The sequence below is a fragment of the Caldicellulosiruptoraceae bacterium PP1 genome (assembly GCA_041320695.1).
In the GTDB taxonomy this organism is placed as follows: domain Bacteria; phylum Bacillota; class Thermoanaerobacteria; order Caldicellulosiruptorales; family Caldicellulosiruptoraceae; genus JBGGOQ01.
This window is the reverse complement of the sequence record JBGGOQ010000005.1, coordinates 115719-140623: the sequence shown is the minus strand read 5'-3', so window position 1 is coordinate 140623 and position 24905 is coordinate 115719. Positions and strand designations below refer to the sequence as shown.

The window sequence follows — 24905 nt, the reverse complement described above, 5'->3', positions numbered from 1 at the left end:
AAAACCTCCTCTTAGTTAATATAGATTTATTTTTGATAAAATTTGACAACCATTCAGCTATCAAATTTTATCTCCCGAAAATTGTTAGCATAAACTTCCTTGTAATAAGGATATGCCAATGCAGAGACCATTTCGGCACATGCCCACATAAGTGGATTTATATAACATATATATTCATTTTTAGCATCTACAGCCTCAGGCATAAGTCCAAAATTATTTGTATGTTTTAAGAGCCATTCTATTTTTTTGATATATTCAGTAATATCACCTGCAAAATAATTAAACTGTGCACATGCGGCAGTATTAAAAATCCATACACCATGATGATAGCTCTGCTGGGAATATCCTATTCCATCCTCATGAAATGAGGCATTTTTTAGTAAGTAAATGTTATTATCTAACATCTTCTCATTATAATAACCATATAAAGGTGAAAAATACTGAGGAGTATCATACCTTTTTACAACACATTTAGTGGTATGCGAAAAACCATAATAATAATACTTATAATCCTTGTCCCACATAGTTTCGATACCTTCAGAAATATCTTCAATTAGAGAATCTATCTTGTTTTTGAGGCTAACATCAGTTGGATATATAACCTTTAGTAGTTTTTTTGCATTTATTAATCCACCCAAAATAAACATATTTGTTGAAGTAATATATGCTTGCCCATATACTCCTTCATTGACTCCGCCCTCAGGACCAATTAGGTTGTTATAACCTTTGTAATATTCACAACAATGAATAATTTCTTCTAATTTGTCTTTGTTAATAAGTAATTCTCCTGTTAAATCAAAATAATATTTAATCAAACTTAAATAATAGCCAATTGAGTCCAATTGATGCTCTACATAGTTGTTTGCTCCTTCTGAGGTGTTACAATAACAGTCATAACGTTGATAAAACTCACCTTTTCTCTTAAATTCTAAATTGCTTAAAAAGTTAAATATTTTTTTTGCTTCTTTAAAAAGCCCAGAATAAAGAAAAGCTTTAGCAACCATCAATGCATCTCTCGGATAAAAGCATGGACCCAAATATGTAAAGTAATGTCCTGTAATATCTGCTGGAATAAAACCATTTAAATTAACACTTTTTATAGCCAATAAGTTACGGTAATAAATTTCCTTCCATTTCTCATTAGCATATTTGTTGGAGTCTATTACTTTGGAAGTTTGATTTATAAAACTGCTATAAATCACCTTTTCATATTCTTGGAGATTAATATTTTTAATTCTTTGAAGAAATTTTAATCCTTCTTCAATTTTTTTGGATGGTATAATAAACCATCTAAATAATATCTCCTCATTCGGTGCTATGTTGTATTGCCTCCCAATTGCAGCCGAAATACCAAATTCACTTTTTAGATGATCTTTTTGGTTATATTCTTTTTGTAATATTCTCTGAAAACTTGCAAAATCAAAATTTATATGTTCAACTGACAATACATGAAAATCACTTTTTATATCCAGTCCGATAATTACACATTTATCGTCAAATCCGCTATCCCAAATCAAACAATCATAATCTCTGTTGTATTCCAACAAACCTTTTTTTGTATTGTTAAAAACAATATAAGCAAAAATATCTATAGAGATATTTGTAGAACTATTGTTTCTTATCGTTTCTTCAATTACTATACCATTATCAAGAGCATAACAAAAACTTTTCCTTTCAAGGCCTTTATATTCTTTATATTTTGAATAGACTTTATATAAATTTTCCCAGCTTTCCTCCACTATTTCAATTTCTTCTGGTGCATGATGTAAATCATATGTAATATTTGAATACAACAACTCTTCTCCGTTTCTTATCAATGTTATACCTTTTCTGATCAAATCATACGTATAATCATTGTAAAAAAGATGCTGAATACCTCTGCTAAAACCTTCTGAAAAACTTTCTGAATTGGAATATAACGCCGTAAAATTTTCAAAACCTACTGTTGCCACACCTTTATACAACTGTTTACCTCCTCATTTGTGAAATTAGCACTAATTTGAGTGCCATAATTAATTTGATTAATCGCTTAACCTAACTAGTTATTATTATATATTAACAATATTAAAAGTCAAGTGGTTTTATAAATTTTTGAAAAGTTACCTTATGCACTTATATCTGTTGATAGATAAATGACTAAATTATATAATAAATAATTGATAAACTACCTTAGTTGGTTAAATGGTTAAACTATTAAATATTTAAACATACTTTGAGAGGTGTAAAATGAAAAAAAAGATAACTATTAAAGATATCGCTGAATTAGCAGGTGTATCTACAGCAACCATTTCTTATGTAATAAATAATGTAGGACGAATAAATGAAGAAACAAGAAAAAGAATTTTAAAAATTATTGATGAAGTAGGATATACACCTAATGTTACTGCTCGTAACTTAGCCAAACAAAAAAGTAATGTTATTGGAATTTTAATTTCAATATTTAAAGATGAGAAAGCTTCTGTTTTGACAGATAATCCTTTTTTCATTGAATTTTTAGCAAGTGCTCATTATAAAGCTGTTGAACACGGCTACAGCATTTTAATAACAGACTACAGCGATAAAAATAACATCAAAAAACTAATAAACTCAAAAGCGGTCTCTGGATTAATTTGCTTGGGTAAATTTGACAACAAACTTTTTCAAACTCTAAAAGAAAGCCTTGTTCCTATCGTATTAATTGATTATGATTATGTTTACGATAATTTCTATTATATTTACAGCGATGATAAAAAAGGAGCTTACTTAGCGACAGAGTATTTAATAAAAAGAAACCATCAGAAAATTGGACTAATTTGTGGTGAAATCAAATCGAGTGTTATTCATCAATGGCGATATGAGGGCTTTTGCAAGGCGTTAAATGACTATGAATTGGGAATTAACAAAAATTTCATTTTCGAAACTAATCTAAATTACCGAAGCGGAATAAGCTTAGCAGAAAAAATATTGCCGTTGATAGGTAAAGTAACAGCATTTTTTGTTATTTCAGATATTGTTACAATGGGGCTGATCAAAGGACTATCCAAGTATAATGTTAGAGTACCAGATGATCTTTCTATTGTTAGCTATGATAATCTTCAATCGTCAAAATATTTTATACCAGAACTTACAACAGTAAATCAAAACATTAAATTAAAGGCTGAAATGTCCATCGATTTAATTGTAAATCATTACCACAATGCAAATCCCTCATCAAACATCTACGTTCTGCCTGTAGATATTATTGAAGGTAACTCTGTTAAAATAATTTAGCTTGGCAATAATTGAGTAGTAGATGAATCACTATTTTATTCAACTCCTACTCACATTACCGTGCGTACTGTTCGGTACAAGTCGGTTCAATAGAGAAATTAATGTACAGATGAATAACTTTCAGATATAGAAACCAAACTTGTTTCTTGAGACTGTTAAGAAATTTGTGTAAATAAGAATAAAAACTTTCTTCTTAGCAAGAATTAACAATAAGAAAATAAAAATGCTGAGAAGGAGGTTTTTTATTATGAGTTTAATGACAAAAGAACAATTAAGAGAATTTATAAAAGAGAATAATATTCAAAGTATAAATGACATTTATGAAAGTCTTAAAAAACGATTTAAAAATGCTATTCAAGATATACTTGAAGCAGAACTCGAAACTAATCTAGGATATTCAAAGTATGATGTAAAGTATAAAGAAACTGATAATTCAAGAAATGGACACAAAGATATAGAAATTGGGATATGACATTGAATCAGCTAATGATATTATATCCTAAACAATTAGGCAATTATATAAAATAATAACAAAAGAATTTTTGCGAATTTTTCTATTGTTCCATTTAAGCATAGAAAAATCAAAAGAGTAGTATTTTTAAACAATACTGCCCTATATTAAACATTATTGCATAAATCAAATCATTTTATGCATAAAGTAATAATTTTTGGTAATAATAAATTACAGAAAAATAATTTTAATGTTAATTTTCTTGTTCAAGAAGAAGGTAAAATATATCAAATAGTCAAGTAAATAAATGGTTTGCAGCATTTGCCCCTCACAGAACCGTACGTGCCCAATTAAGGCATACGGCTCTTCGCATAATCATTTGCCTTTGCTATTTAACTCATAATATTCACATATATTTTCGGATAAGGAAGTGGATTTAGTTTAAGATATTTTCTAAATTTGTCAATAGTAAAACTTTTTCTTTGACTTCTTCGGTTCAGCCATTTAAATAGAATTTTCACAATTTCGTATTTGAATTTCTGTAACAGCAGTATTGCCTTCCTAGTTTGTGAGCCTGTCGGTCTTCCCAACTTTGTAAAATTTTCGAGGCTCAATCACTCGCCTTCGCAGGATTTAGGCCTACTACCTAACTGTCTACGCTTAAACATTACAAACATTACAATTACTTGTAATGCTCCAAAACTCGCTACTAGTACCCTGACTGTAGGTTTTCTAGACGGGATTTCCACCCGCTAAACTGTACGTCCTTTCCCGGCCGCACCACAAAATTATTTTCACACCCTTATCAAAACCATATATTATTTAATTTTTTAAAAAAACACCTAGTAAACATATTAAAGTTCACTAGGCTTAGTAATTATTTAAAATACTTATTTAACTCATCTAACCTTTCAATATCTAATATATTTTCAACTATTATTTCTAATGTTGTTGCATCTAGTTCTTGTAGCTTTTCTTTTAATTCATTTGGTATAATACCAAACTTCTTAGTTAGTAATTTAATGGCTGTTTTTACAAGTGCCATTGTCTCGCCTTTTTCTATTCCTTTTTCTATTCCTTTTTTGATTCCTTCTTGCATACCCTCTTCTCTGAATATATCCGCTAATGTCATAATATTTTCACTCCCCTCTATAAATGTTTTCTCTATTTCCTTTGCTATATTCTCAAAATCACTTCTTGTCATGTCTGTATATGCACTAAATATGTATCTCATATATGTTTCAAAGTACTGTACTCCTGTTTGTTTATCCTCTAGCTCTGCTAAATATTTTGCAGCCTTTATTATAGTCTCTTGTATTCCCCTTGCATCCTTTATAAATATATCTCTAAAAATTGAAAGCATTATTCTAAGCTGTACTTGTCCTTTTATATCTTCATCTTTGTATCTTGATATGTCATATAATAGATACTCATAATTCGGTATAAACCTCTTTATATCATTTTCCAAATCATCATAGCATTCTATCATATCTCCAAGGTTAGTTTTTAACCTCCACTTTTCCCTACCGTGATATATCACAATGGGTATTATTATTGGAATTTTACCTGTACCTTCTTTTTTGATATTTGCTTCCCATATTTCTATCATGTATTTTAAAAGTTGAAGTGCTGTTTGTCTACTTACATAGCTTTTATGTTCAAAAAGAAAGTAAATATATCCATCATTGTTATTTATATTCACTCTAAATAGCATGTCTGAAAATACTTCTTGTAGTTCTTCATTTATAAAGCTATCCTTTTGTAATTCTAGTGTATCTAAGTCTATTATTTTAACTATTCCTTCTGGAAGATAATTTATTAAAAAGTCCTTTGTTACTTCTATGTTTGAAAATGTTTCTTTAAAGAATTTATCATGTGGATTTTGTACCTTCATTTACTTCTCCTATTTTAAGTATATCTATATTTTTATAGTATTACACTTTTTGTTTAATTTCAACTTTTATCAATTTGAAATTGAGATATTCATTGCAATTTATTATCAAGCCGCTTAGATTAATAAACAACAAAAAAGGGCATAATACTCCAAACCTTAATTTATCTATTATTTTCTCTCTATCCTCACCACGCACTTGACGTGGCTTCGGACTATGAAAAGCAAGCAAAAGAAAACACGTAAGGGAACCATGCCCGAATAAGCAGGTTCCTTCATCATGTTCGGTGAGCCAACGGAGACGGTTCTCACCAGCTTTCCATATTTTCCTATATGAGCCAGTGGCTATGGCTAAAAGGGAAGGTTATGAATGGTTCGTTTTGCATACAAGTGAGCCAGTCAGAACCGTCCCCGTTGGTTTAAATTATTATTTACATCAACACAACATTTTTAGTGTTGAAAGGAAACTTCAAAGTCTTAATAGATGTAGGGCATGGAGTCATCCGCCACGGATAGAGAGTACATGCAGCTATTATAATATAAGCCGGTATATCGGTGAATTATGTTATCCTCTCATAACGTATTAATGAATTGCACGTTTCCTGTGCTTTCCACCCATTACATCAGAAACATCATTTATTGTAACAAACGCATTTTCATCTTTGTCATATATGATTGATTTAAGTTTCGCTACTTCCAAACGTGTTACAACAGAATAAAGAATTGTTTTTTGATTTTTTGAAAATCCACCTTTACCCTCCAAAAATGTTACCCCTCTACCAAGACGGTCTGTTATTGATTCAGCGATTTCTTCACCCTTGTCAGATATAATAATTGCAGCTTTTGCTTCATCCAGACCTTCAATTGTTACGTCAATAACTTTAAAAGCGATAAAATAAGCAATAAGGGAATACATTGCCCTATCCCAGCCAAAAACAAGACCTGCACTACTTAAAATGAAAATGTTGAAAAACATAACAATTTCACCAACAGAAAAGGCAGTACGTTTATTAATGATAATTGCCACCATTTCTGTTCCGTCAAGCGAACCGCCATTACGAATAATCTCATACCAACACCGATACCCAAAATTATTCCACCGAATACCGCAGCAAGTAAAACATCATTTGTTAAACCCGGTATAGGGTGGAAAACATATACCCAGACCGATAAGGATACAATGGAAAACAAAGACGAAAAGACAAATGTCTTTCCAATTTGTTTATACCCCAAAAATAAGAAGGGTAAATTAAAAACGCATATAAACACACTTAAAGGTATTTTTGCTAAATAACTTGTTATAATTGATATACCGACAATGCCACCGTCTATAATGTTATTTGGCACAAGAAATATTTCCAGTCCTACAGCTGCCAATATTGACCCGATAAAAAGAAAAAAATATCTGTTTGCTTCTCTAATAATTCGGTTTTTTCGTGTCATTTAATCACCCCTCAAAACTCATTTCCCTTTTTTATTCTTACTTTTTGTTTCCAGTAACATTCCTTAAGACCATAAAGAACATTGTGAGAAAAACAACGGTAATATTGTTAAAACGCACAAATTCACCTTCTTACTTTATTTTTCTAATTCAAGAACAGATTCTGTTATTTTTATTAATCTGTCTTTTAACATGGGTGTCTTTTCTTTTTCGTCCATTACCTTTAAAATATCAAGGAAAGTGTGTGATTTATAATAAATCTCTGTTGTATTAGTTAATGTTCCTTTTTTTTAAACAGTACCTTGTCACATCTTTCCACAAATCCGTCAATTAAGCGAAATATTCTTTCTTCAATATCCATAAAATACCTCCTTTGGATTACAGGAATAAGACGATAGGCATAATGCCCTTTACAACAGAATGCCTACGCTTAATTGGTAAAATACGTTATTTGCTTTTGGGCTTGTTCATTTCTTCCTTTTCTGCTTTTTCACTGGCTTTTGACGCATAATGACCTATAATCGGTCCACCAACGCAAAAAATCACGCCAAACACGATAATAATAGCTGTAGTATCCAATAATTTCACCTCCGTTATCTAAATTTTAGATATCGAAGTGACTGTCCTTGTACTTGCTTCCGTTGAAATAATGTGGAATAGATTGCCTTATGACTTTTCGGAAGTCAAACGGCTCTTCCAGAAAACAGAAATTGATTAAAGAAATATCATCAATACACAGCTGTTGTATGCTGATTGTGATATTTTTATATGGGACTTTCTGTATTGATGTCTTTTGATTTTCTCTGCTTATATAAGCACTGTAGGCATGAATTAAACTTGCTGACAAGAACACTTCAGAATTTTGTGCATGACTTTTAAGACCATCAGCACAAACTAAAGTACTTGGTATCAGTTGAAAAACTATAAATGCAATTATCACGAACGAAACAATTTTTACAGTTTTCTTCATGTTCATTCAATACCTTTTTACAGAATTCCTCACACTGATTATACCATAGCACAGCAAAGCTGCAAAATATTCAGGAGTCAGAAATCAGAATTTTTCGAAACGATAGATCGTCCTCTCATTCTGACTCCTGAATACTGAATTATGACTCCTAAGTGTTGGTATTACTGAGTTTCAGCATAAAAGTTTGCTAAAAAAATTTTTAAGGATAATTATATTACTTCGGAGATATAATCAATAAACTCAGACGTTGACAGACTTGTTGAAAGTTATTTTTATTACAAGTCAATGAAAGACGAGCCGCAGCTCGTGTTTTCCTGTTATTACATCAAAAATACAACCATGTTTTTATTTTCTTTTGCTTTATATAATGCCCCGTCTGCTATAGTTAAAATTTTTTCTGCGTCATGCTCTTGGTAGACTGTCGTAATTCCTATGCAGATGGATATTTTATACCTGCATTTGAGCATTCTACCAACTTTCTCACACGTTCAGCAAAAGCCAAAACCCCGTTTTTATCAGTTTCGGGTAAAATTATAGTAAACTCTTCACCACCCCAACGAACGATGGTATCGCCTGACTTGGCTTGTGTTTTAAATATCCCGGCAAGCTCTATTAAAACTTTGTCACCCTCCAAATGCCCGTATGTTTCGTTAATTGTTTTGAAATTGTCTATGTCTATTAATGCAAGCGATAAAGGTAATTTTGTACGCTTCATTTTTTCCATTTCATATTCTATTCTATCGGAGAAGCACCGCCTATTGTACAAGCCTGTTAATGAGTCTTTACTGGCTCCCTGGTAAAGTTTTTTAATAAATGCGCCTATTACTACACATGAATAGACATTGACAAGCGATAGTATTAGCCAAAACACCCATTGCCACCGATAATATAAAAAGTCATACACAGAATAAAGGCATATAATTATGGCAAACCCCGTTACCGATAAGATAACGGGGGCTAACCTGTAAAACCAGTCCTTCATTTTTTATCACCACTTTCTCTTGTTAACTATTTGAAATTGTTTATCAAGGTATATGATGGAATATTTAACGCAAGTGTGTATGCTTGAACTTGTTCCGCTTTTCCTCTACAGGTATCGGACCTAATGCGATTTCTTCATAATTTGACGCACCTTTGCTCTGATAGGGAAGAATCCCTTTTTCTGCCATAGAAGTATAGCTTTCGCCGCCAACAATTATGTGGTCCAGAATTTTGATCTCAAGGGGATGAAAAATATCAACCATTCTCTGTGTCAATACCCTATCCTCCGGGGAAAAATTTTTGGACCCTCCAGGTGTTAATGATAAAATAAAATCATCAGAAATGATATCAAAAATTCCCCACCTGGTCATTTTAATAATACCTTCTGTAGTGTAGAATAGTAGAAAAAAGGCTGCAGAAGGAGAAAATGAAGGGATGATAGGGGTAGCAATGCATATAACAATTAACACACTGTACAAAAAAGGTTACAATAAAAGTCAGATAGCAAGGATGCTAAAAATTGATAGAAAGACAGTCAGAAAAGTAATAAAAGATACTGAAGAGAAGGGAGAAGTTGAGAGAAAAACAAAAAGCTCAGCACTTGATGAATATAGAGAATTTATTGAAACGAGAGTAAGCAAAGGATTTTCAGCGAAGAGGATACACCAAGATTTACAAGCAAAATATGGTTTTGAGGGAAGTTATTCGAATGTTCGAAGGTATGCTCAGAAACTAAAAGAGAATATTAAGAAATCAAAGGTGTATATGGTATTAACGACATTACCAGGTGAGGAAACTCAAGTTGATTTTGGATATATAGGACTTTTAAATGTCAATGGCAAACCCAAAAAAGCATGGGTATTTACAATGGTTTTAAGCTATTCAAGATACATGTATGCGGAAGTAGTATTTGATCAATCATTAAAAACATTTTTACAGTGTCATAAGAATGCATTCAGATATTTTGGTGGAGTTGTTCAGACTGTGAAGCTAGACAATTTAAAAGCAGGAGTATTGGATGCTGATTTTTACGAATCACAGATACAGAAAGACTATGCCAACTTTGCCTTGCATTATGGATTTTTGCCTCAGCCTTGTAGAGTATATACTCCTACAGATAAAGGTAAGATAGAATCGGTGGTCAAGTATGTAAAGAACAATTGTTTTTATGGTATGGAATTTAAAGATTTTGAAGAGGCGAGGGAATATTTAAGAAACTGGCTTGACAATGTTGCAAATGTAAGAATACATGGTACAACTAAGAAAGTTCCCAAAGAAGTTTTCAATTCAATAGAAAGAGATAAGTTATTGGCCATTCCAGTAGAGGAATATCATATTGTAAATGATAAAATATAAATGTAGAAAAAGTGGAAAATAAAAATGTACAAAATTGAGCATAAATTTGATATCCTTTTTAATCGGAGGGATATCAATGACAAAAAATATAATAGGGCAAATAAACATAATAAAAGCTATGGGAATCAAACCAAATTATTCAGAACTAGCAAGAGAATATGGGATGGATAGAAGAACAGTCAAAAAATACTATGAAGGATATGAAGGAAAGCCAAAAACAAGGAACAAACAAAGTAAATTGGATAAATACTATGATGAAATTAAAACGAAATTAAGTATTAAAGGAGTAACAGTAAGAGGGGTCTATGAGTATTTAAAAGATAAAAATTACGATATAGGTACATACTCAAATTTTAATAAATATGTAAAAAAGAAGGGCTTAAAATCATCAAAAAAAATAAAAGGACATCCTAGATATGAAACTTCTCCTGCAGAACAAGCACAAGTGGATTGGAAAGAAGATATGACACTAATATCTAAACATGGTGAAGAATTTATAGTTAACGTTTTCAATTACAAATTAGGACATTCGAGATATTGCTATTTTGAATATAGAAAAAATAAGACACAACAAGATGTCATTGAATGTTTAATAAATGCTTTTAAAGTAACAGGAGGAGTACCGAAAAAAATATTATTTGACAATATGAAAACAGTAGTAGATATTACATCTAATAGAAGAACGATAAATAATAAATTCAAAGCTTTTGCAGATGATTTTGGATTTAAAATATGTTTATGTAAACCTAAGCATTCGTTTACCAAAGGTAAAGTAGAGTCGTCAAATAAATTTATAGATTGGTTAATACCATATAATAATGAATTTGAGTCTGAAGAAGACTTAATAAAAATAATAAAAGAGATAAATGCAAAGGTTAATCAAACTCCTAATCAAACAACAAATATACCACCAATGCTATTATTTCAGAAAGAAAAAGAGTATTTATCTCCTTTACCTAACAAAAACATAATAGAAAGTTATATGAACTATGACAAAAAAACAAAAGTCTATAAAGATGCATTAATTCATTACAAAGGAAATAAATACTCTGTCCCCTCAAAATATATAGATAAAATTGTAACTCTTAAGGAAAAAGAAAACGTCTTGTATATATATTTTAACACTGAATTAATTTCAGTGCACGTTTTAAGTGAGAAAAAAATAAATTATCATCCTGATGAATATAAAGAATTATTAAGTAAGACAATTAAAAATAAAGAAGATATAGAAGAGATATGCCTAAATAATTTAAATGAATTGAATAAGTTATTATAATTGTAAAGGAGAAAAAAGATGAATAATTATGTTAAACTACTAAACAACTTAGAGGAATTAGAATTATTAAATATGAAAAACAATTTAGATAAGTATTTGAATATAATCACAGCAGGAGAAAAAACAGTAGTTGATGCTTTATATGAACTTAGTAGTTTAGAATTAAAATCAAAACAAGAAAAAGGGATATTAGCATGTGTAAAAACAGCAAATTTCCCATTTTTAAAAGGATTTGAAGACTTTGAATTTGAATTTCAACCTAGTATAAATAAACAGCAAATAATGGATTTAAAAAGCTTACGATTTATTGAGAATAATGAAAATATATTGTTTGTAGGAACACCTGGAGTTGGCAAGACACACCTTGCCACTTCAATAGGGATAGAATGTGCTAAACACAGATATTCAACTTATTTCATTCATTTTCAAGAACTAATAGCACAATTAAAAAGGCATTAGCTGAAAATAGATTAGAAGTTAGGTTGAAACATTTCTCAAAATACAAAGTGCTAATAATAGATGAAATAGGATATTTGCCTATTGATAATGATGCAGCAAATTTGTTTTTTCAATTAATATCAAAAAGGTATGAAAGACATTGTACAATTATAACTACAAATACACCATTTTCAAATTGGGGAGAAATTTTTGGTTCAGCAACAATAGCACATGCGATTTTAGATAGGTTATTACACCATTCACACATTATTTCCATAAAGGGTCATTCATACAGGCTTCAAACAAAAATGAACTATTTTGACTCTTCTTCTAATGACTGTTGATGATATTTTTTGTACATTCTTATATTCCACTTTTTATTCAATTTTATATTGACATTTACAGTAATGCATTGAAATTTTATGAAGAATTTATTAGTCAAGATGGATTAAAAAAATATGACTATAGGAGCATAAGTGGGATAATAGCATTAAAAGAAAGCTATGATTTAAAGACAATAGATGAAGCATGTAAAAGAGCACACAACTTTGGTGCATTGAGTTATAGGGTAGTGAAGAATATATGCGAGAAAGGATTAAGTGATATACCGATATATGAAGATAGAAGTTATATTAATGAACAGAGAACAGATTTGACCAGAGATCTGAAAGAATATGATAAATTGCTTGAGATGGGAGAACTGTAAAAGATGGATGATGTATTACTGGTGAAACTAAGGGATTTAAAATTGTCAGGGATAATAAAGAGTTATGATTTAAGGGTAGAAGAGGCGATTAAAAATAATTATTCTTATCAGGAATTTTTTGAGATTTTGATAAGCGATGAGGTAAGTAACAGACAAACAAACAGCAATCAAAAGAGGATAAGTAAAGCGAAGTTTTCACAGCACAAGACTTTGGAAGAATATAACTTTAATTACCAGCCTTCTATAAATAAAAGATTTATATATAATTTGGCGACCTGTGAATTTGTCCGCAAGAAAGAAAATGTGGCCTTTATAGGACCGCCAGGAACAGGTAAAACTCATCTTGCAATAGCGATAGGATTAAAAGCTGTATCATTAGGATATAAAGTATTATTTACAACAGTAAATGAAATGCTTGAGGAGTTGTATATTTCAAGAGCAGATAACTCATATCAACAAAAGATAAAGAATTATATTAATGTGGATTTATTGATATTAGATGAGCTTGGATTGAGGAAATTAAATCAAAATAGTGTTGATGATTTTTATGAAATAATATCAAAAAGGTATGAAAGAGGATCAATAATAATAACAACAAACAAAGTATTTGAGGAGTGGCCGAGGATATTTTATGATCCAGTTTTGGCTACAGCTATTTTAGATAGGTTTGTTCATCACTGTTATTTTGTAGTTATCAAAGGTGAAAGTTATAGGATGAAACAAAGAGAAGGTGTAATAAAGTCTATTGCTCATGATTCTAAAAATCAATTGAATAATGGTAATTAATTTTTTTGACTTACAGGTGGGGAAAAAATGTTATCAAGAGTGGAGAAAAAATATTGACAATAACACGTATAATAATATTTACTATTATCTAAATCGGAGTGATTACCTTCCGAACTTTTAATTTCTACTATTTCCCCTTCAATTTCTATTATGCCAATAAAAATATCATTTTGCATGATTCTTTTATATAATTTCCCTTTTAGCGTTATTGGCACTTTCTTTATTTGCATATTCTTATTTGAAAATATATAGGCGTTAAATTCTTCATTAATAATTTTTCTTGGGATAAAAGTATACGATACTCCTATAATAATCAAAATACATATAATGGCACTCCCTGCAATTATTTTTTTCAATTTTTTCAAAATAGATCATCCCTTTATTCTAAAATAGCTGGAGACGAATGTCGAGTTTTAATATGAGTTTTATCTATTAAACCAAAATTCTTTATTGTAATTTTTATCTTATATTCTTTATCATCGATTATCAGTAGCAATTCATCATTTAATGAATCATTTTTGTTTATTATTTTTTCTTGGTTGGAATATTTAACCTTTAATGATTCATTTTCCAAAAGCTCCAAAGAAATCTTATCTAAATCTGGAATGCGGGCATAGTACAATTCGTTATTTATTTGACCGCCAAATTCTTGCTCAATAGCTAAAATGGAATCCTCACTTTTATAAATAGGTTTTGCTTCATTACACCTAAAAGCACAAAGCATTTTATCATCTTTTTTTAAATAATCCTTTTCATGCAATAAATAAAGAACATTATTATTTGAGTCAAAAAAATATGCAGAATATGGTTTTGGTCTACTTATTAAATCTTCCGCAGGAATATTCCAAGTATCAATTTCAAACAAACAAAAGGCAATTTTCTCCTGTGGTATGGATTGTAAAGATGCTGGTACCTCTGGAGATAATTTTTCAGTAGTTTTTTGTACTGGATTTTCGTCTCTTATATTAGAAGTACTTCGAAAAGAGCAGGCACTTATTATTAATATTAATACTGTAATAATTAGAAAAGGATATAATTTTTTCACAATAACACCTTCCAATCTGTTGTTATAAAACAAAAAATTATAAAGTCGCAAGGGTTATGAGATTTTCTTCTCATAACCCTTATAAAACTACTGGATACTTGCAGAATAAGTATAGCTTGCACTTCCTGATTTTTCAAGATAAGAAGGAATCAAACATATTTCTTTATATGTGGCCCCAAACAAGTAGTTCAATATTTCTGCTCTGTTTGTTGTTCCGTCCATTGTAAGTTCTGTAGTGTCACACCAATCCGTACTTCTTTTTTTACTTTGAACCTTGAATCCCCATTTTTTATTGTCTGCACCATCTACAGTGATTTTTAAACATTTATCAACTGTAGTTGATGTAGGTGTAAAAGCTTTATAATCGCTTGCAAGATAATTCAATGTTCCTGTTTGTGTTGAAACTGGATAACTTGACCAAGTTGTGCTAATTGTAGCTTGAGTCGGCCATGCACTACTATAATCCTCATAATATTGAACAGGCCTATAATTGCATGCAGCAAATCTCTTGAAAATAGTGCCTAAATTTTCTCCGGAATTATTATCAGATATGACCTTATCAATAGCATTAATGCTAATTGCATATCCACTTACGGTTTGTTGAGTCCAAATATTTTTTATAATAGTATATCCGCCCCATTTTTCAGATAAATATTTGGCAAAAACTGCTTCTCCGTATTCATGATTGCCACTTAAGCTATCAAGTGAATAAGTCGGATGATTAAATACTTCTATTAAATCATCCACATAAATGTTGATAGAATCATATATTTCATCTTCATTCCATTCAGCGCTTGCTTCCTTCCACCAACTATCAGCATCCACATTATAGGCATACTGAATAGCATGGAAAAATTCGTGTGCAGCAGTAACTTTTGCACAGTTCTCCTTTGATCTTGAACTCCATGAATAATCGTTATCAATTTCAATATATGAGGAAGCTGTTCTGTAAGGAGAAGTTCCAGACATAGTAACTGAAATAGTTCTTCCATAAAGACTAGAACCAAGGTCGTAAACATAGACTTGGTATGTTGATTTTCCACTTTCTAATACAGGTGTCCTAAATCCTCTTGTTGTGCATGTAGTTGATTTAACATTGTTAAATGCAGTTGCAACTGTTTCAATATAATCAGGTATTCCATTACTATTACTATCTGTAGTTGAAACTGCATTAGTACCGGTTGTCGTATAGTGAATTGTAAACCAACCATTTGTATAGCTTTTATCAAGTGTTGGGAGTGCGGCTAAAACCGCATAAGCTGTAGAAACTTGCTTATCGGCATCCTTTCTGTCAAGATAATCCCTTACTTCTTTTAATATTGATGTAGCTGATTTAGATGGTATAGAAGATTTATACTCTTCCGGTAATTTGCTTTGATCATAAATTGAGTACAGATAATAAAGGTATTTGGTTTTTTCATCAATAATCCCTGCTTTGAAAGCTGTTGATACCTTATCCAAAGAAGATGTATTGGGTACTTTAATATCAACTGAAATTTCTTTGTTGATTTTACCTGATGATACCTTGATTTTTGACTTCCTATTTTTAAATTCTTTAGGGTTATTTTTAAGCACATTCCCAAATAGCTTTATTTCACTATCATCCGATGTGTATGACATTTTCCCTGATAAAGAATTGCCATATTCATCCTTCAAAATGGGATTAAATTGTATTTCATCACCAATATTGATCCCGTTGGAAAATTCTTTGCCTATGTCAATATCGGCAACGTCCCTTACCACAAAGTTATTCACGGTATCAGGGTTAAACACAAAAATATTAGGCTCAACTACCCCATATCCGTCTGGAAGAGAATTAATATCCAGATTTAATGAATATTGTCCATCTTGCACTTTGAAATGGTAAGTACCATCTTTATCTGTTTTTGATTGTTCTATTAAAGTTTCTTTGTACACAGATATACCTTCCCCGATCTCACTATTCTCAACTTTAATTGCATTAAAAAGGTTTATCTGAATACCTGTTAGTGCCTGCTCTCCGGAATCAAGAATTCCGTTACCGTTTTTATCAATGAATACAACGCCTTTTATTATCTTATCATTGTTTCCTTGTGCATTTACCATCGTAACATTAAATGATAAAAGCATCACAATAGATAAAACGATAGTAAAAATTTTAATGTGTCTACTTTTTGTCCTCATATGCAAACCTCCAGTAAATATTTTATTAATTCTCGCCAAAATAAATATCCGCTTAAATCACGCGATTTGTATATCCCAAATAGGGGATATGCTTATTGAGTTTGATACATCCTGTTGTATAATATTGATATAGGCTCTTAAATATCCACTTATTCAAAGACTTTGGGCAGTCAATATATGGGGATATGCGAGAGCCTCTTGTGTTTGCTCTGCATCAATACGAGTCTATCCGGCGACCTTATATGTACCATAGTTATACCTCCTCATCACATATTGATTTACTTTTTTCAGCAAAATGATATCATTGTTCTAATAAGTTACAGTCTTACTGTAAATCGTGCCAGACTCATATCCGCCGTCGCCGGATACATAGTAATATGTCTCAACCCTGTAAGTCCCACTGCTCACTTGATATGTTTCCAGTATGGATGCCGACGAAGATGTTGATGATTTAGACCAGCTTTTCACGTTTGCCCATGATCCGTTAGAATAACGCTGCAAAGTAGATGTAAGATAAATGTTTTTTCCGGCCGGTGTTTTTTGCACATACCCATACACAGTGGCCGTTCCGCTTGCTGAAATGGTCAGCGAAGTGCTTGCCTGGTTGATGTAAACATACTGAATGGACACTTCAGAATCCTGCTTTGCGATAGTTTCTTCTGCAGCCAATGCTGTCGATGTTAATACAGACAAAATAAGCAGGATACTTAATGCAAAAGATAAAAACCTCTTTTTGATCATTGAAAAACCTCCTTTGTTTTTTGTCTTCATAAAATAAGACAAATCAAAAGAGGCTTTTGTGACAGGAAATAAAAAATTTTTTAGAAAATTTTTCTGAACTTTATGGACTTAAGTCCGTGCCTGTAATTTCAACGCTTTCCGCAATCTTAAACACGATGTCTCTATCCAGTGTTGATGACATCATATACATATATTTATCATCGTACCAGAGCAGGTTTTGAACGCCCTGATTGGAATAATACTTGGCCGGTAAACCTTTGAATTCAAGTTCTTCCAGTTTTACACCTTCTGTATTTATGTTGATTGAAACGTTTTCAAGGCATTGTTGGCTGTAGGATATAAAATCATTTTCTTTTTCATATTCCAGCAGAACAAGGCCGTCGGTGTTTTTATTGACCAGTTTAAAGCCTTCCGGTATATAGGCTGGTTCATATATGGCAAATCCATCGGCCGCATCCTGAGATGACCGGCTTTCATTAAAGAATATATGAGTGAATTTTTCGTACACCTCGGTTATGAATTCAAATACCGCGGCACGCACAGCCGATACGCTCATTGCGGACGCAAACAGGATAATGATTGCAGCAACAAAAGCGACCGCACGCCTACGCAAAAAAGCCATTGCTCCAACTGGGCTTCTTGTTTTGCTTTGGCGTATAAGCTTTTTCATCTTTCGTTCAAACTCTTTTGAGAATTCATACTCTATTTCATCGTCTGTAGGCAGGGTTTCTATCTCATATATGTCCGCTTGAATAACGGCTTCTTTAAGCATGTCTTCCGTAAAACTAATTGACATCGGCACTTTCCTCCCTTCCAAGAATTTCCTCAAGCCTGCGTTTTGCACGCTCAAGCCGCTTCCTAACCGTCGCCTCAGATATATCCAGCATCTTTGCTATTTCTTCATTTGAAAACTCTTGAACATATTTCAGTGTCAGCACATCTTTATATATAACAGGCAACTTCAATACCGCCCTTGCAAGTTGATCCAAATCCTCCGCAACGCTTATTGGTTCGGTCGTTATACAGTATTCCACATCCTCAAGGGGAATTGTTGTATGCCTTTTTCTTTGGTTATATAAATTGATGGCGTTGTTTCTAACCATAGTAACAATGTAGCTCTTAGTTTTGTGACAGGAAATTTCCCCCACTTTATCGAAATTCTCAAGAATTTTCAAAAACGTCTGATGTACAGAGTCCTCGGCGAGCCGTTCATCATTTAGGATGCGGTTAGCGACACAGAACATAAGCTTCCTGTATGTAACATAAAGCAATTCAAATTTATTTTTATCCTCTTCGCCGTCAATCATCGCCAGATATATTGGAAGCATTTTGTCACCTCCCGCATTTTCATGCTCTGTTTTGTTTCCTCTCTCTTTGTGACTTAAGTCTGCCATCAATGGGTTTTTGGGCGTCTCTCGGTATTGCCCATACACGGCTGAAACGCACAGCGCCGTCTATTCTGTTTTCCGCACACAGCTTTTGTATGCGCCTGACGGAAATGCCCCACTTTTTTGAAGCTTCATTTACAGACATGTAATCAGTTACCATACATTCACCCAAACATACAATTATTAGCAATTCATATTATATACGTCTAAACGAATAATATCAAGTTAAGGATGGTTAAATTGCTTTGTATTTTCCTTTTCTCTTGTTTGCTGGATTCATAAAAAGCTGTAGATATGTTCCCTCGAACGTATCAAACACTTTCAACCGCCGTCTTTTCCGTCTACACAACCCCGCCCGCCGAGAGCCGCTCCCAAAGGCTGTAGATGTGTTTCCGCGAACAATCACACACATAAAAATACAGGGTTTCCCGGCATCTCCGCCGCCAAAAATCACATTTTCGGCGGGCGGCAAAACACCGGGAAACCCTGTATTCAAGCCGTTTTTCAGGCTCTTATTTGTTTTTTACATTTGACATCAAGACGACACACTCAACATGATAACTTTGTGGGAACATATCAACCGGCTGAACAGATTTCACTTTATAACCTCCATCAACAAGAATTCTTAAATCCCTTGCAAGTGTTGATGGATTACAGGATACATAAACAACTTTATTAATCTCAGCATTAATAATTGCATCTATTAGCTTTTTATCGCAACCTTTACGTGGTGGGTCAACTACTATTGCATCTGGTTTAATACCTTTTTTTATAAGGTTTGGTATTTCATCCTCAGCATTGCCTAAAATAAATTCAGCATTATTAACCCCGTTTTGTTTTGCATTCTTTTTTGCATCATCAATTGCTTCTTTTACATTTTCAATACCTATTACTTTATCTGCTAAATGTGATACATATAATGATATAGTTCCTATACCACAGTATGCATCAAATATTGTATTGAGTTTTGAGTTGCCTAAATATTCAACAACCTTTGAATATAATGTATTTACTTGTTCTGAATTTACTTGAAAAAATGATTTTGGAGATATTTCAAATGTGTATTTACCAATCTTATCTTTAATTGTTTTTTCTCCATAAATCAAATATTCATTTTCTCCTAATATTACATTAGTCTTCTTATCATTTATATTTATATATAATGACTTTAGATTATTAATTCTTGTTACTAAATACTCTTTAATTTTATCAACTTCTTTTGGCATCTTAGTTGTTACAAAAACAATCATCATGGTATCAAAAGCAAATGATTTTCTAATAAGTACATGTCTTAATAAGCCTGAGTGTTTATGCTCATTGTATGGCTCTATTTTAAATTCTTCAATCATTTCTTTTATTATAGGTATTACTTTATTGCAGTCATCATGTTGAATAAAACATTTTTCAATATCAACAACATCATGGCTCATAGGTTTATAAAAGCCAATACAAACCTTATTATCTTTTTTAGTTATAGGTAATTGAACTTTATTCCTATAATAATAAGGATTTTTCATGCCTATAGTTTTATTAACTTTAACATCAAGTTTTGCAATTCTTTTCATTGCGTCTTCAACAATCTGTCTTTTTAATTCAAGTTGAAATTCATAGTTTGCATGCATAAAATGACATCCACCACATTCGCTGTAAACAGAGCAAATTGGTTCTTCTCTATTACTATTTTCTTGTATAACCTCTATTATCTCAGCCACTGCATACTCTTTTTTTACTTGTTTTACCTTTGCCTTGACTAATTCATTTGGCAATGCTTGATTTACAAACACAACAAGACCTTCATACCTTGCTATCCCTTGTCCTTGATGATTAATACCTTCAATATTTATTATTATCTCTTGATTTACTTTAAGCAAAACCATCACCTAAATCCTTAATCAATCTTCTATTTTCTTTGATGTTAATGTTGCCTTTACAGTTACACCATTTATTCTACCAAGTTTCCCAGATAAAGCTCCTATCTCATCATTTGTTCCTTCAACAATTAAAGATATAACACCTAATCCCTTATCTTTAAAAGGTATGCCCATTCTGCCATAGATAATATTCGAATATTGAGAAAGAATATTTTGAACTTTATTTGCATTCTCTTCTGGGTTTTCAATAACTATGCCCACAACACCAATTCTTTTTTCCATAATTAATACCTCACATTACAAAATTGTTATTGCTTTAAAAAACATTGTTGCAAAGGATCCTGGTGGTAAGTCAAAAGAAAGCTTAAATTTATAAAATCCATTATAAAAATCATCCTCTTCAAAATCTCCGTACAAAAGATTTTTTGGAGTAACTATTGCATCTCTTAAAAAGGATTTATAGAAGGACTTTCTGATATTTTTAATATTAAAATCCCCCACTTTTACCTCTCGAGATACTAATATGTCCTCAACAGCACTATTAACCGCTTCATTTACAAACGGTATTTTATGTGAAACAGTTGGTATTTTAATATCTTTTAAAATCTTAAATTGTTTTTGTTTTATTTCTTTATAGATATAATAATCCATAATCTTCCCTTTTACAATTGATAAATCAATTCCCATAGACTCTAATATATATGAAAGGGTTTTATTCCAAAGATAGCTTTGATATGCTGAAAAAAACATAGAAAGCTCATCTTTAGGAATTTTATTTATAGCTTCAATTAAAAAATGTCGAGATTTTCCTTTCATCAAAGTTTTAATAATCTCTTTTTCAGTTTTTGTTTTGCATAGTTTATAGACCTCTTCAAAGTTCCCCCAGACTTCAAAAATCTTTCTTTTTCTTTCCTTTTCCTCTTTTTTGTCCTCTGGGTGAATAACAGTAAAGTATAGCTTTAAAGCACCATTATAATGTTTTTTTACAATCTTTTCACCAATAAACTCCTCATCATTTTCAACACTTCCAAATCTCTGGTCATCAAAATAATTTGGATAACCAAAATTTTTAATATGTTCAATCCTTTTAAGTATTTTTTCTTTTTCATCTTTTATCTTTCTTATTGTAATTTCAAAATGATTTCCAGCTACAATTGCTGGAGAAACAAAATCATCATAAAACCCTAAAAATTCAAGTTTTACATTATCAGAGCTACTAAACTTTAAGTCATATTCTTTAGGGCATGAAATATATTGCTCAGTTAATGCATGTCTATCTTTTCGCCCTCCATTTCCTATCTTATCAATTGGAATATTACTTTCTTTTGCAATCCATTTTATTGCATCCATTGTATTCCAGTGTTTCTTTGTTAATTTATATATCTTGTATTTTCCATTCTTTTTTAGATTCAAATTTATTATTTCTTTAACAATAAAATCTTCAGGTAAAACCTTTAATTTCATAAATATCACTCCAAATTCAATTAAATTAATAAACCTCCGAAATTAATTGACTTTACTCGGAGGTTCAAAAGTATTAGATAATTAGCATAGCATCACCAAAACTGAAAAATCTATACCTTTCTTGCACTGCAATATTATAGGCCTTCATAGTATTCTCATAACCTGCAAAAGCACATACAAGCATCATAAGTGTTGTATCTGGAAGATGGAAATTAGTAATTAGTCCATCTATAACCTTAAATTTATATCCAGGATAGATAAAAATATCTGTCCAAGCTGATTTTGGTTTTAATAAACCATTTTCATCAGCAGCACTTTCTAAAACCCTACAAGATGTCGTTCCAACTGCAATTATTCTTTTACCATCAGCTTTTGCTTTATTTAGTGTAGCTGCTGCAAATTCATCTATTTCGTAATATTCCTCATGCATCTTATGTTTTGTAATATCCTCAATCTTTACAGGTTTAAAGGTACCAAGTCCAACATGTAATGTTACAAAAACCACATTTACACCTTTTTCTTTTATTCTTTCAAGTAATTCATTAGTAAAATGAAGTCCAGCAGTAGGTGCTGCAGCAGAACCTGGAACCTTGCTATAAACTGTTTGATACCTTTCTGGATTTTCAAGTTTTTCAATAATATATGGAGGTAAAGGAATTTGACCTAATTTGTCTAGAACCTGCTCAAAAATACCATCAAAATAAAACTTAACTATTCTTGTTCCCTGTTCTTGATTTACACCTATAACTTCTGCTTTAAGTAACCCATCACCAAAAGTGAACCTCTTCCCTAGCCTTGCTTTTTTACCTGGTCGTGTCATCACTTCCCAAGTATCTATTGAAAGCCTTTTAATTAAAACAATTTCAATAAAACTTTTTGTGTCTTCTCTTTCACCATATAGCCTTGCAGGGATAACCCTTGAATTATTTAAAACTAAGCAATCACCTTCGTTAAGGTATTCAATAAGATCTCGGAAAATCCGATGTTCAATCTCTCCAGTTTTTCGTAATACTAATAGTCTGGAAGAATCCCTTGGTTCTATTGGTTTTTGTGCTATTAGCTCTTGTGGTAGTTCGTAGTGAAAATCACTTAGCTGCCATTTTTTCATCTCTTTTCAATTTCAACTCCTGTATAATAATGTTTTATAATCTGTTTATATGTGTATCCCTTGTCTGCCAATCCTTTTGCTCCCCATTGGCTCATTCCAACACCATGTCCCCAACCAAAGCCATTAAAAGTATAGGTGTTCGGTATTGTTGATATCTCAAAAGTCTGTCCATTTTCATCAACTGCATTTATATTTGTATTATAAACCTGTTCCATAACTCCATCTTCATTTAAAATATACTTTCCTGATACCCTTTCTCTTTTTACAGAATTGTCTTCATTTACAGTATTTATATCACTATCAGTAGCAATTGAATATGCTTGGCTATAAAGTCCGAAAATTGTACGTGTCGTTTCTTTTTGGACCTCATATTCTCCATTTGTACCAATAATTTTAAGTCTTAAGACTCTTCCAACCTTTGTTTTTTCTAAAATTTGAATATCTAATATATCACCTACATCAATTTTTCTTACCTTTAGCTTTTCTTTTAACTCATTTTTTGAAAACTGGAATGTCCACTGAGATTTCGAATTTGGAGTTTCTTTTGAATTATCAACAGAGCGAAGATATTCAACAGGATACTTCCATACATTTTCTGAGTCCTCAGTAGGAATTCCTCCAGTTGATGAAAAATATACTGCACTAATTAATTTCCCATTATATGTTATCACTTCACCTTTTGTTGCGTCAACAGCACTAATTGCTTGTTTTTCACCGTATGTTCCATCAACAGCACCACCATAAACCTGACAATCATCAGTAGGACAAAGGTCAAATCCCATTGATGAGTGCTTATTTAAGTTCTGTAATGCATATGTTCTTGCAACAATAGCAAAGGCTTTCACAACCTCTGGGTTCCACAAAGGGTCAATCTCCATTCTGATTATACCATAAAGATACTCCTCAAGTTTAGTTACATTAATAACAGTCATATCACTTGACTTTAATCTTTTAAATTCAATACGCCCTCTGTAAAGTTTTGAATTAACTTTTATCTTTTCAATACCATTAATTGCAGTTGGTACAATCATAAGGAATTTTTCAGTACCACCATCAAATGCAAAAATCGTTTTATTATTATCCATCACTCTTACTAAAGTATTACTTTGAAAAACTTCTGAGCCATATATTTTTGCTTTAGCTTGTTGTGCTTTTGCTATACTATCAAAGTTACCAATAATAATTTTATATGTCCCCAATATATATGCCGGATAAACCTCATAGCCTAAATTATAATAATTATTTATAGCTTTTAATGCATCTAAATAACTTATATAATTTCCAACTACTAAATGATAATATGCTCCATTTTGAGAATTATTATATACATCTTTAGAAACAACTAAACTTTTAAAGTTTGTAGCTGTAATTAATGAATAGTTTTTATCATCGCTTATGTAAAAATTTAAATTATTATCTGCAGAAATAGTAGTTGAATCTGATGGTTTTACTTTATCATATTGGTCGTTATAATAAAGTCCTATTCTTATCCATAAAGGTACTGTATTTTGCGCATAAATGGGAAAGAAACCTATTGAGATTGATGCAATAAGTAATAATAGCAATGTTTTTTTCATGTG

General features: G+C 31.5%; 20 protein-coding genes and 5 pseudogenes. 7 read left to right on the top strand and 18 right to left on the bottom strand.

Annotation, left to right across the window (positions count from 1 at the left end; translation table 11 throughout):
• Positions 1-53: 53 nt before the first annotated feature.
• Entirely contained in the window at positions 54-1964 is a 1911-nt protein-coding gene (locus ACAG39_08650) for a hypothetical protein (protein MEZ0537304.1), read from the bottom strand.
• A 262-nt stretch (positions 1965-2226) separates the two neighbouring features.
• On the opposite strand from ACAG39_08650, the gene ACAG39_08645 reads away from it, so the two are divergent.
• Together ACAG39_08645 and ACAG39_08640 are read left to right on the top strand one after the other, a co-directional pair.
• On the top strand, positions 2227-3249 hold the full coding sequence (locus ACAG39_08645; GenBank protein ID MEZ0537303.1) for a LacI family DNA-binding transcriptional regulator: 1023 nt from the start codon (positions 2227-2229) through the stop codon (positions 3247-3249).
• 247 nt (positions 3250-3496) lie between these two features.
• Positions 3497-3697, top strand: a pseudogene (locus ACAG39_08640) (transposase).
• Positions 3698-4577: 880 nt separating this feature from the next.
• On the opposite strand, the gene ACAG39_08635 reads toward ACAG39_08640, so the two are convergent.
• From ACAG39_08635 to ACAG39_08615, 5 genes and pseudogenes are all read right to left on the bottom strand, one after another.
• Complete coding sequence (locus ACAG39_08635) at positions 4578-5594, bottom strand: Rpn family recombination-promoting nuclease/putative transposase (GenBank protein MEZ0537302.1); 1017 nt, start codon at positions 5592-5594, stop codon at positions 4578-4580.
• Positions 5595-6174: 580 nt separating this feature from the next.
• A pseudogene (locus ACAG39_08630) lies at positions 6175-7034 on the bottom strand (YitT family protein).
• Positions 7035-7479: 445 nt separating this feature from the next.
• Entirely contained in the window at positions 7480-7611 is a 132-nt protein-coding gene (locus ACAG39_08625) for a hypothetical protein (GenBank protein MEZ0537301.1), read from the bottom strand.
• An 821-nt stretch (positions 7612-8432) separates the two neighbouring features.
• Positions 8433-8984: a GGDEF domain-containing protein gene (locus tag ACAG39_08620; protein ID MEZ0537300.1), complete on the bottom strand. Its 552-nt coding sequence runs from the start codon at positions 8982-8984 to the stop codon at positions 8433-8435.
• Positions 8985-9048: 64 nt separating this feature from the next.
• Entirely contained in the window at positions 9049-9354 is a 306-nt protein-coding gene (locus ACAG39_08615; GenBank protein MEZ0537299.1) for a JAB domain-containing protein, read from the bottom strand.
• A gap of 79 nt (positions 9355-9433) precedes the next feature.
• On the opposite strand from ACAG39_08615, the pseudogene istA (ACAG39_08610) reads away from it, so the two are divergent.
• The 5 genes and pseudogenes from istA (ACAG39_08610) to istB (ACAG39_08590) all read left to right on the top strand — a co-directional run bounded on the left by istA (ACAG39_08610) (position 9434) and on the right by istB (ACAG39_08590) (position 13545).
• Positions 9434-10336, top strand: a pseudogene (gene istA, locus ACAG39_08610) (IS21 family transposase).
• Positions 10337-10415: 79 nt separating this feature from the next.
• Positions 10416-11615, top strand: a complete 1200-nt coding sequence (istA, locus tag ACAG39_08605; protein MEZ0537298.1) for an IS21 family transposase — start codon at positions 10416-10418, stop codon at positions 11613-11615.
• An 18-nt stretch (positions 11616-11633) separates the two neighbouring features.
• Positions 11634-12397 (top strand): annotated as a pseudogene (istB, locus tag ACAG39_08600) (IS21-like element helper ATPase IstB).
• A gap of 65 nt (positions 12398-12462) precedes the next feature.
• Positions 12463-12759, top strand: a pseudogene (locus ACAG39_08595) (IS21 family transposase).
• A gap of 3 nt (positions 12760-12762) precedes the next feature.
• Positions 12763-13545 carry an IS21-like element helper ATPase IstB gene (gene istB / locus ACAG39_08590; GenBank protein MEZ0537297.1) on the top strand — a complete coding sequence of 261 codons (783 nt, stop codon included), beginning with the start codon at positions 12763-12765 and terminating at the stop codon, positions 13543-13545.
• Here the strand turns inward: istB (ACAG39_08590) and ACAG39_08585 are convergent.
• The 12 genes from ACAG39_08585 to ACAG39_08530 form a co-directional block, all read right to left on the bottom strand.
• Positions 13542-13910, bottom strand: a complete 369-nt coding sequence (locus ACAG39_08585; GenBank protein MEZ0537296.1) for a hypothetical protein — start codon at positions 13908-13910, stop codon at positions 13542-13544. The genes istB (ACAG39_08590) and ACAG39_08585 overlap by 4 nt on opposite strands.
• A 14-nt stretch (positions 13911-13924) precedes the next feature.
• Positions 13925-14590, bottom strand: coding sequence for a hypothetical protein (locus ACAG39_08580; GenBank protein MEZ0537295.1), 666 nt, complete (start codon positions 14588-14590; stop codon positions 13925-13927).
• Positions 14591-14677: 87 nt separating this feature from the next.
• The gene (locus ACAG39_08575; GenBank protein MEZ0537294.1) at positions 14678-16753 is read right to left on the bottom strand and encodes an MXAN_6640 family putative metalloprotease; all 2076 of its coding nucleotides are present in this window, start codon (positions 16751-16753) and stop codon (positions 14678-14680) included.
• Positions 16754-17062: 309 nt separating this feature from the next.
• A complete protein-coding gene (locus ACAG39_08570) occupies positions 17063-17494 on the bottom strand; it encodes a hypothetical protein (protein ID MEZ0537293.1) in 432 nt (143 codons plus the stop codon).
• Positions 17495-17594: 100 nt separating this feature from the next.
• Positions 17595-18290, bottom strand: coding sequence for a DUF4367 domain-containing protein (locus ACAG39_08565; protein ID MEZ0537292.1), 696 nt, complete (start codon positions 18288-18290; stop codon positions 17595-17597).
• Positions 18280-18822, bottom strand: coding sequence for an RNA polymerase sigma factor (locus ACAG39_08560; protein MEZ0537291.1), 543 nt, complete (start codon positions 18820-18822; stop codon positions 18280-18282). Before ACAG39_08560 ends, ACAG39_08565 begins: the two co-directional genes overlap by 11 nt.
• A 19-nt stretch (positions 18823-18841) precedes the next feature.
• Positions 18842-19042, bottom strand: coding sequence for a DNA-binding protein (locus ACAG39_08555; protein MEZ0537290.1), 201 nt, complete (start codon positions 19040-19042; stop codon positions 18842-18844).
• 352 nt (positions 19043-19394) lie between these two features.
• The gene (gene rlmD, locus ACAG39_08550; GenBank protein MEZ0537289.1) at positions 19395-20759 is read right to left on the bottom strand and encodes a 23S rRNA (uracil(1939)-C(5))-methyltransferase RlmD; all 1365 of its coding nucleotides are present in this window, start codon (positions 20757-20759) and stop codon (positions 19395-19397) included.
• 15 nt (positions 20760-20774) lie between these two features.
• Positions 20775-21035, bottom strand: a complete 261-nt coding sequence (locus ACAG39_08545) for a TM1266 family iron-only hydrogenase system putative regulator (protein ID MEZ0537288.1) — start codon at positions 21033-21035, stop codon at positions 20775-20777.
• A 15-nt stretch (positions 21036-21050) separates the two neighbouring features.
• The gene (truD, locus tag ACAG39_08540) at positions 21051-22217 is read right to left on the bottom strand and encodes a tRNA pseudouridine(13) synthase TruD (GenBank protein MEZ0537287.1); all 1167 of its coding nucleotides are present in this window, start codon (positions 22215-22217) and stop codon (positions 21051-21053) included.
• Positions 22218-22290: 73 nt separating this feature from the next.
• A complete protein-coding gene (gene queA, locus ACAG39_08535; GenBank protein ID MEZ0537286.1) occupies positions 22291-23325 on the bottom strand; it encodes a tRNA preQ1(34) S-adenosylmethionine ribosyltransferase-isomerase QueA in 1035 nt (344 codons plus the stop codon).
• Positions 23322-24902: a SpoIID/LytB domain-containing protein gene (locus tag ACAG39_08530; protein ID MEZ0537285.1), complete on the bottom strand. Its 1581-nt coding sequence runs from the start codon at positions 24900-24902 to the stop codon at positions 23322-23324. Before ACAG39_08530 ends, queA begins: the two co-directional genes overlap by 4 nt.
• Positions 24903-24905: the final 3 nt, after the last annotated feature.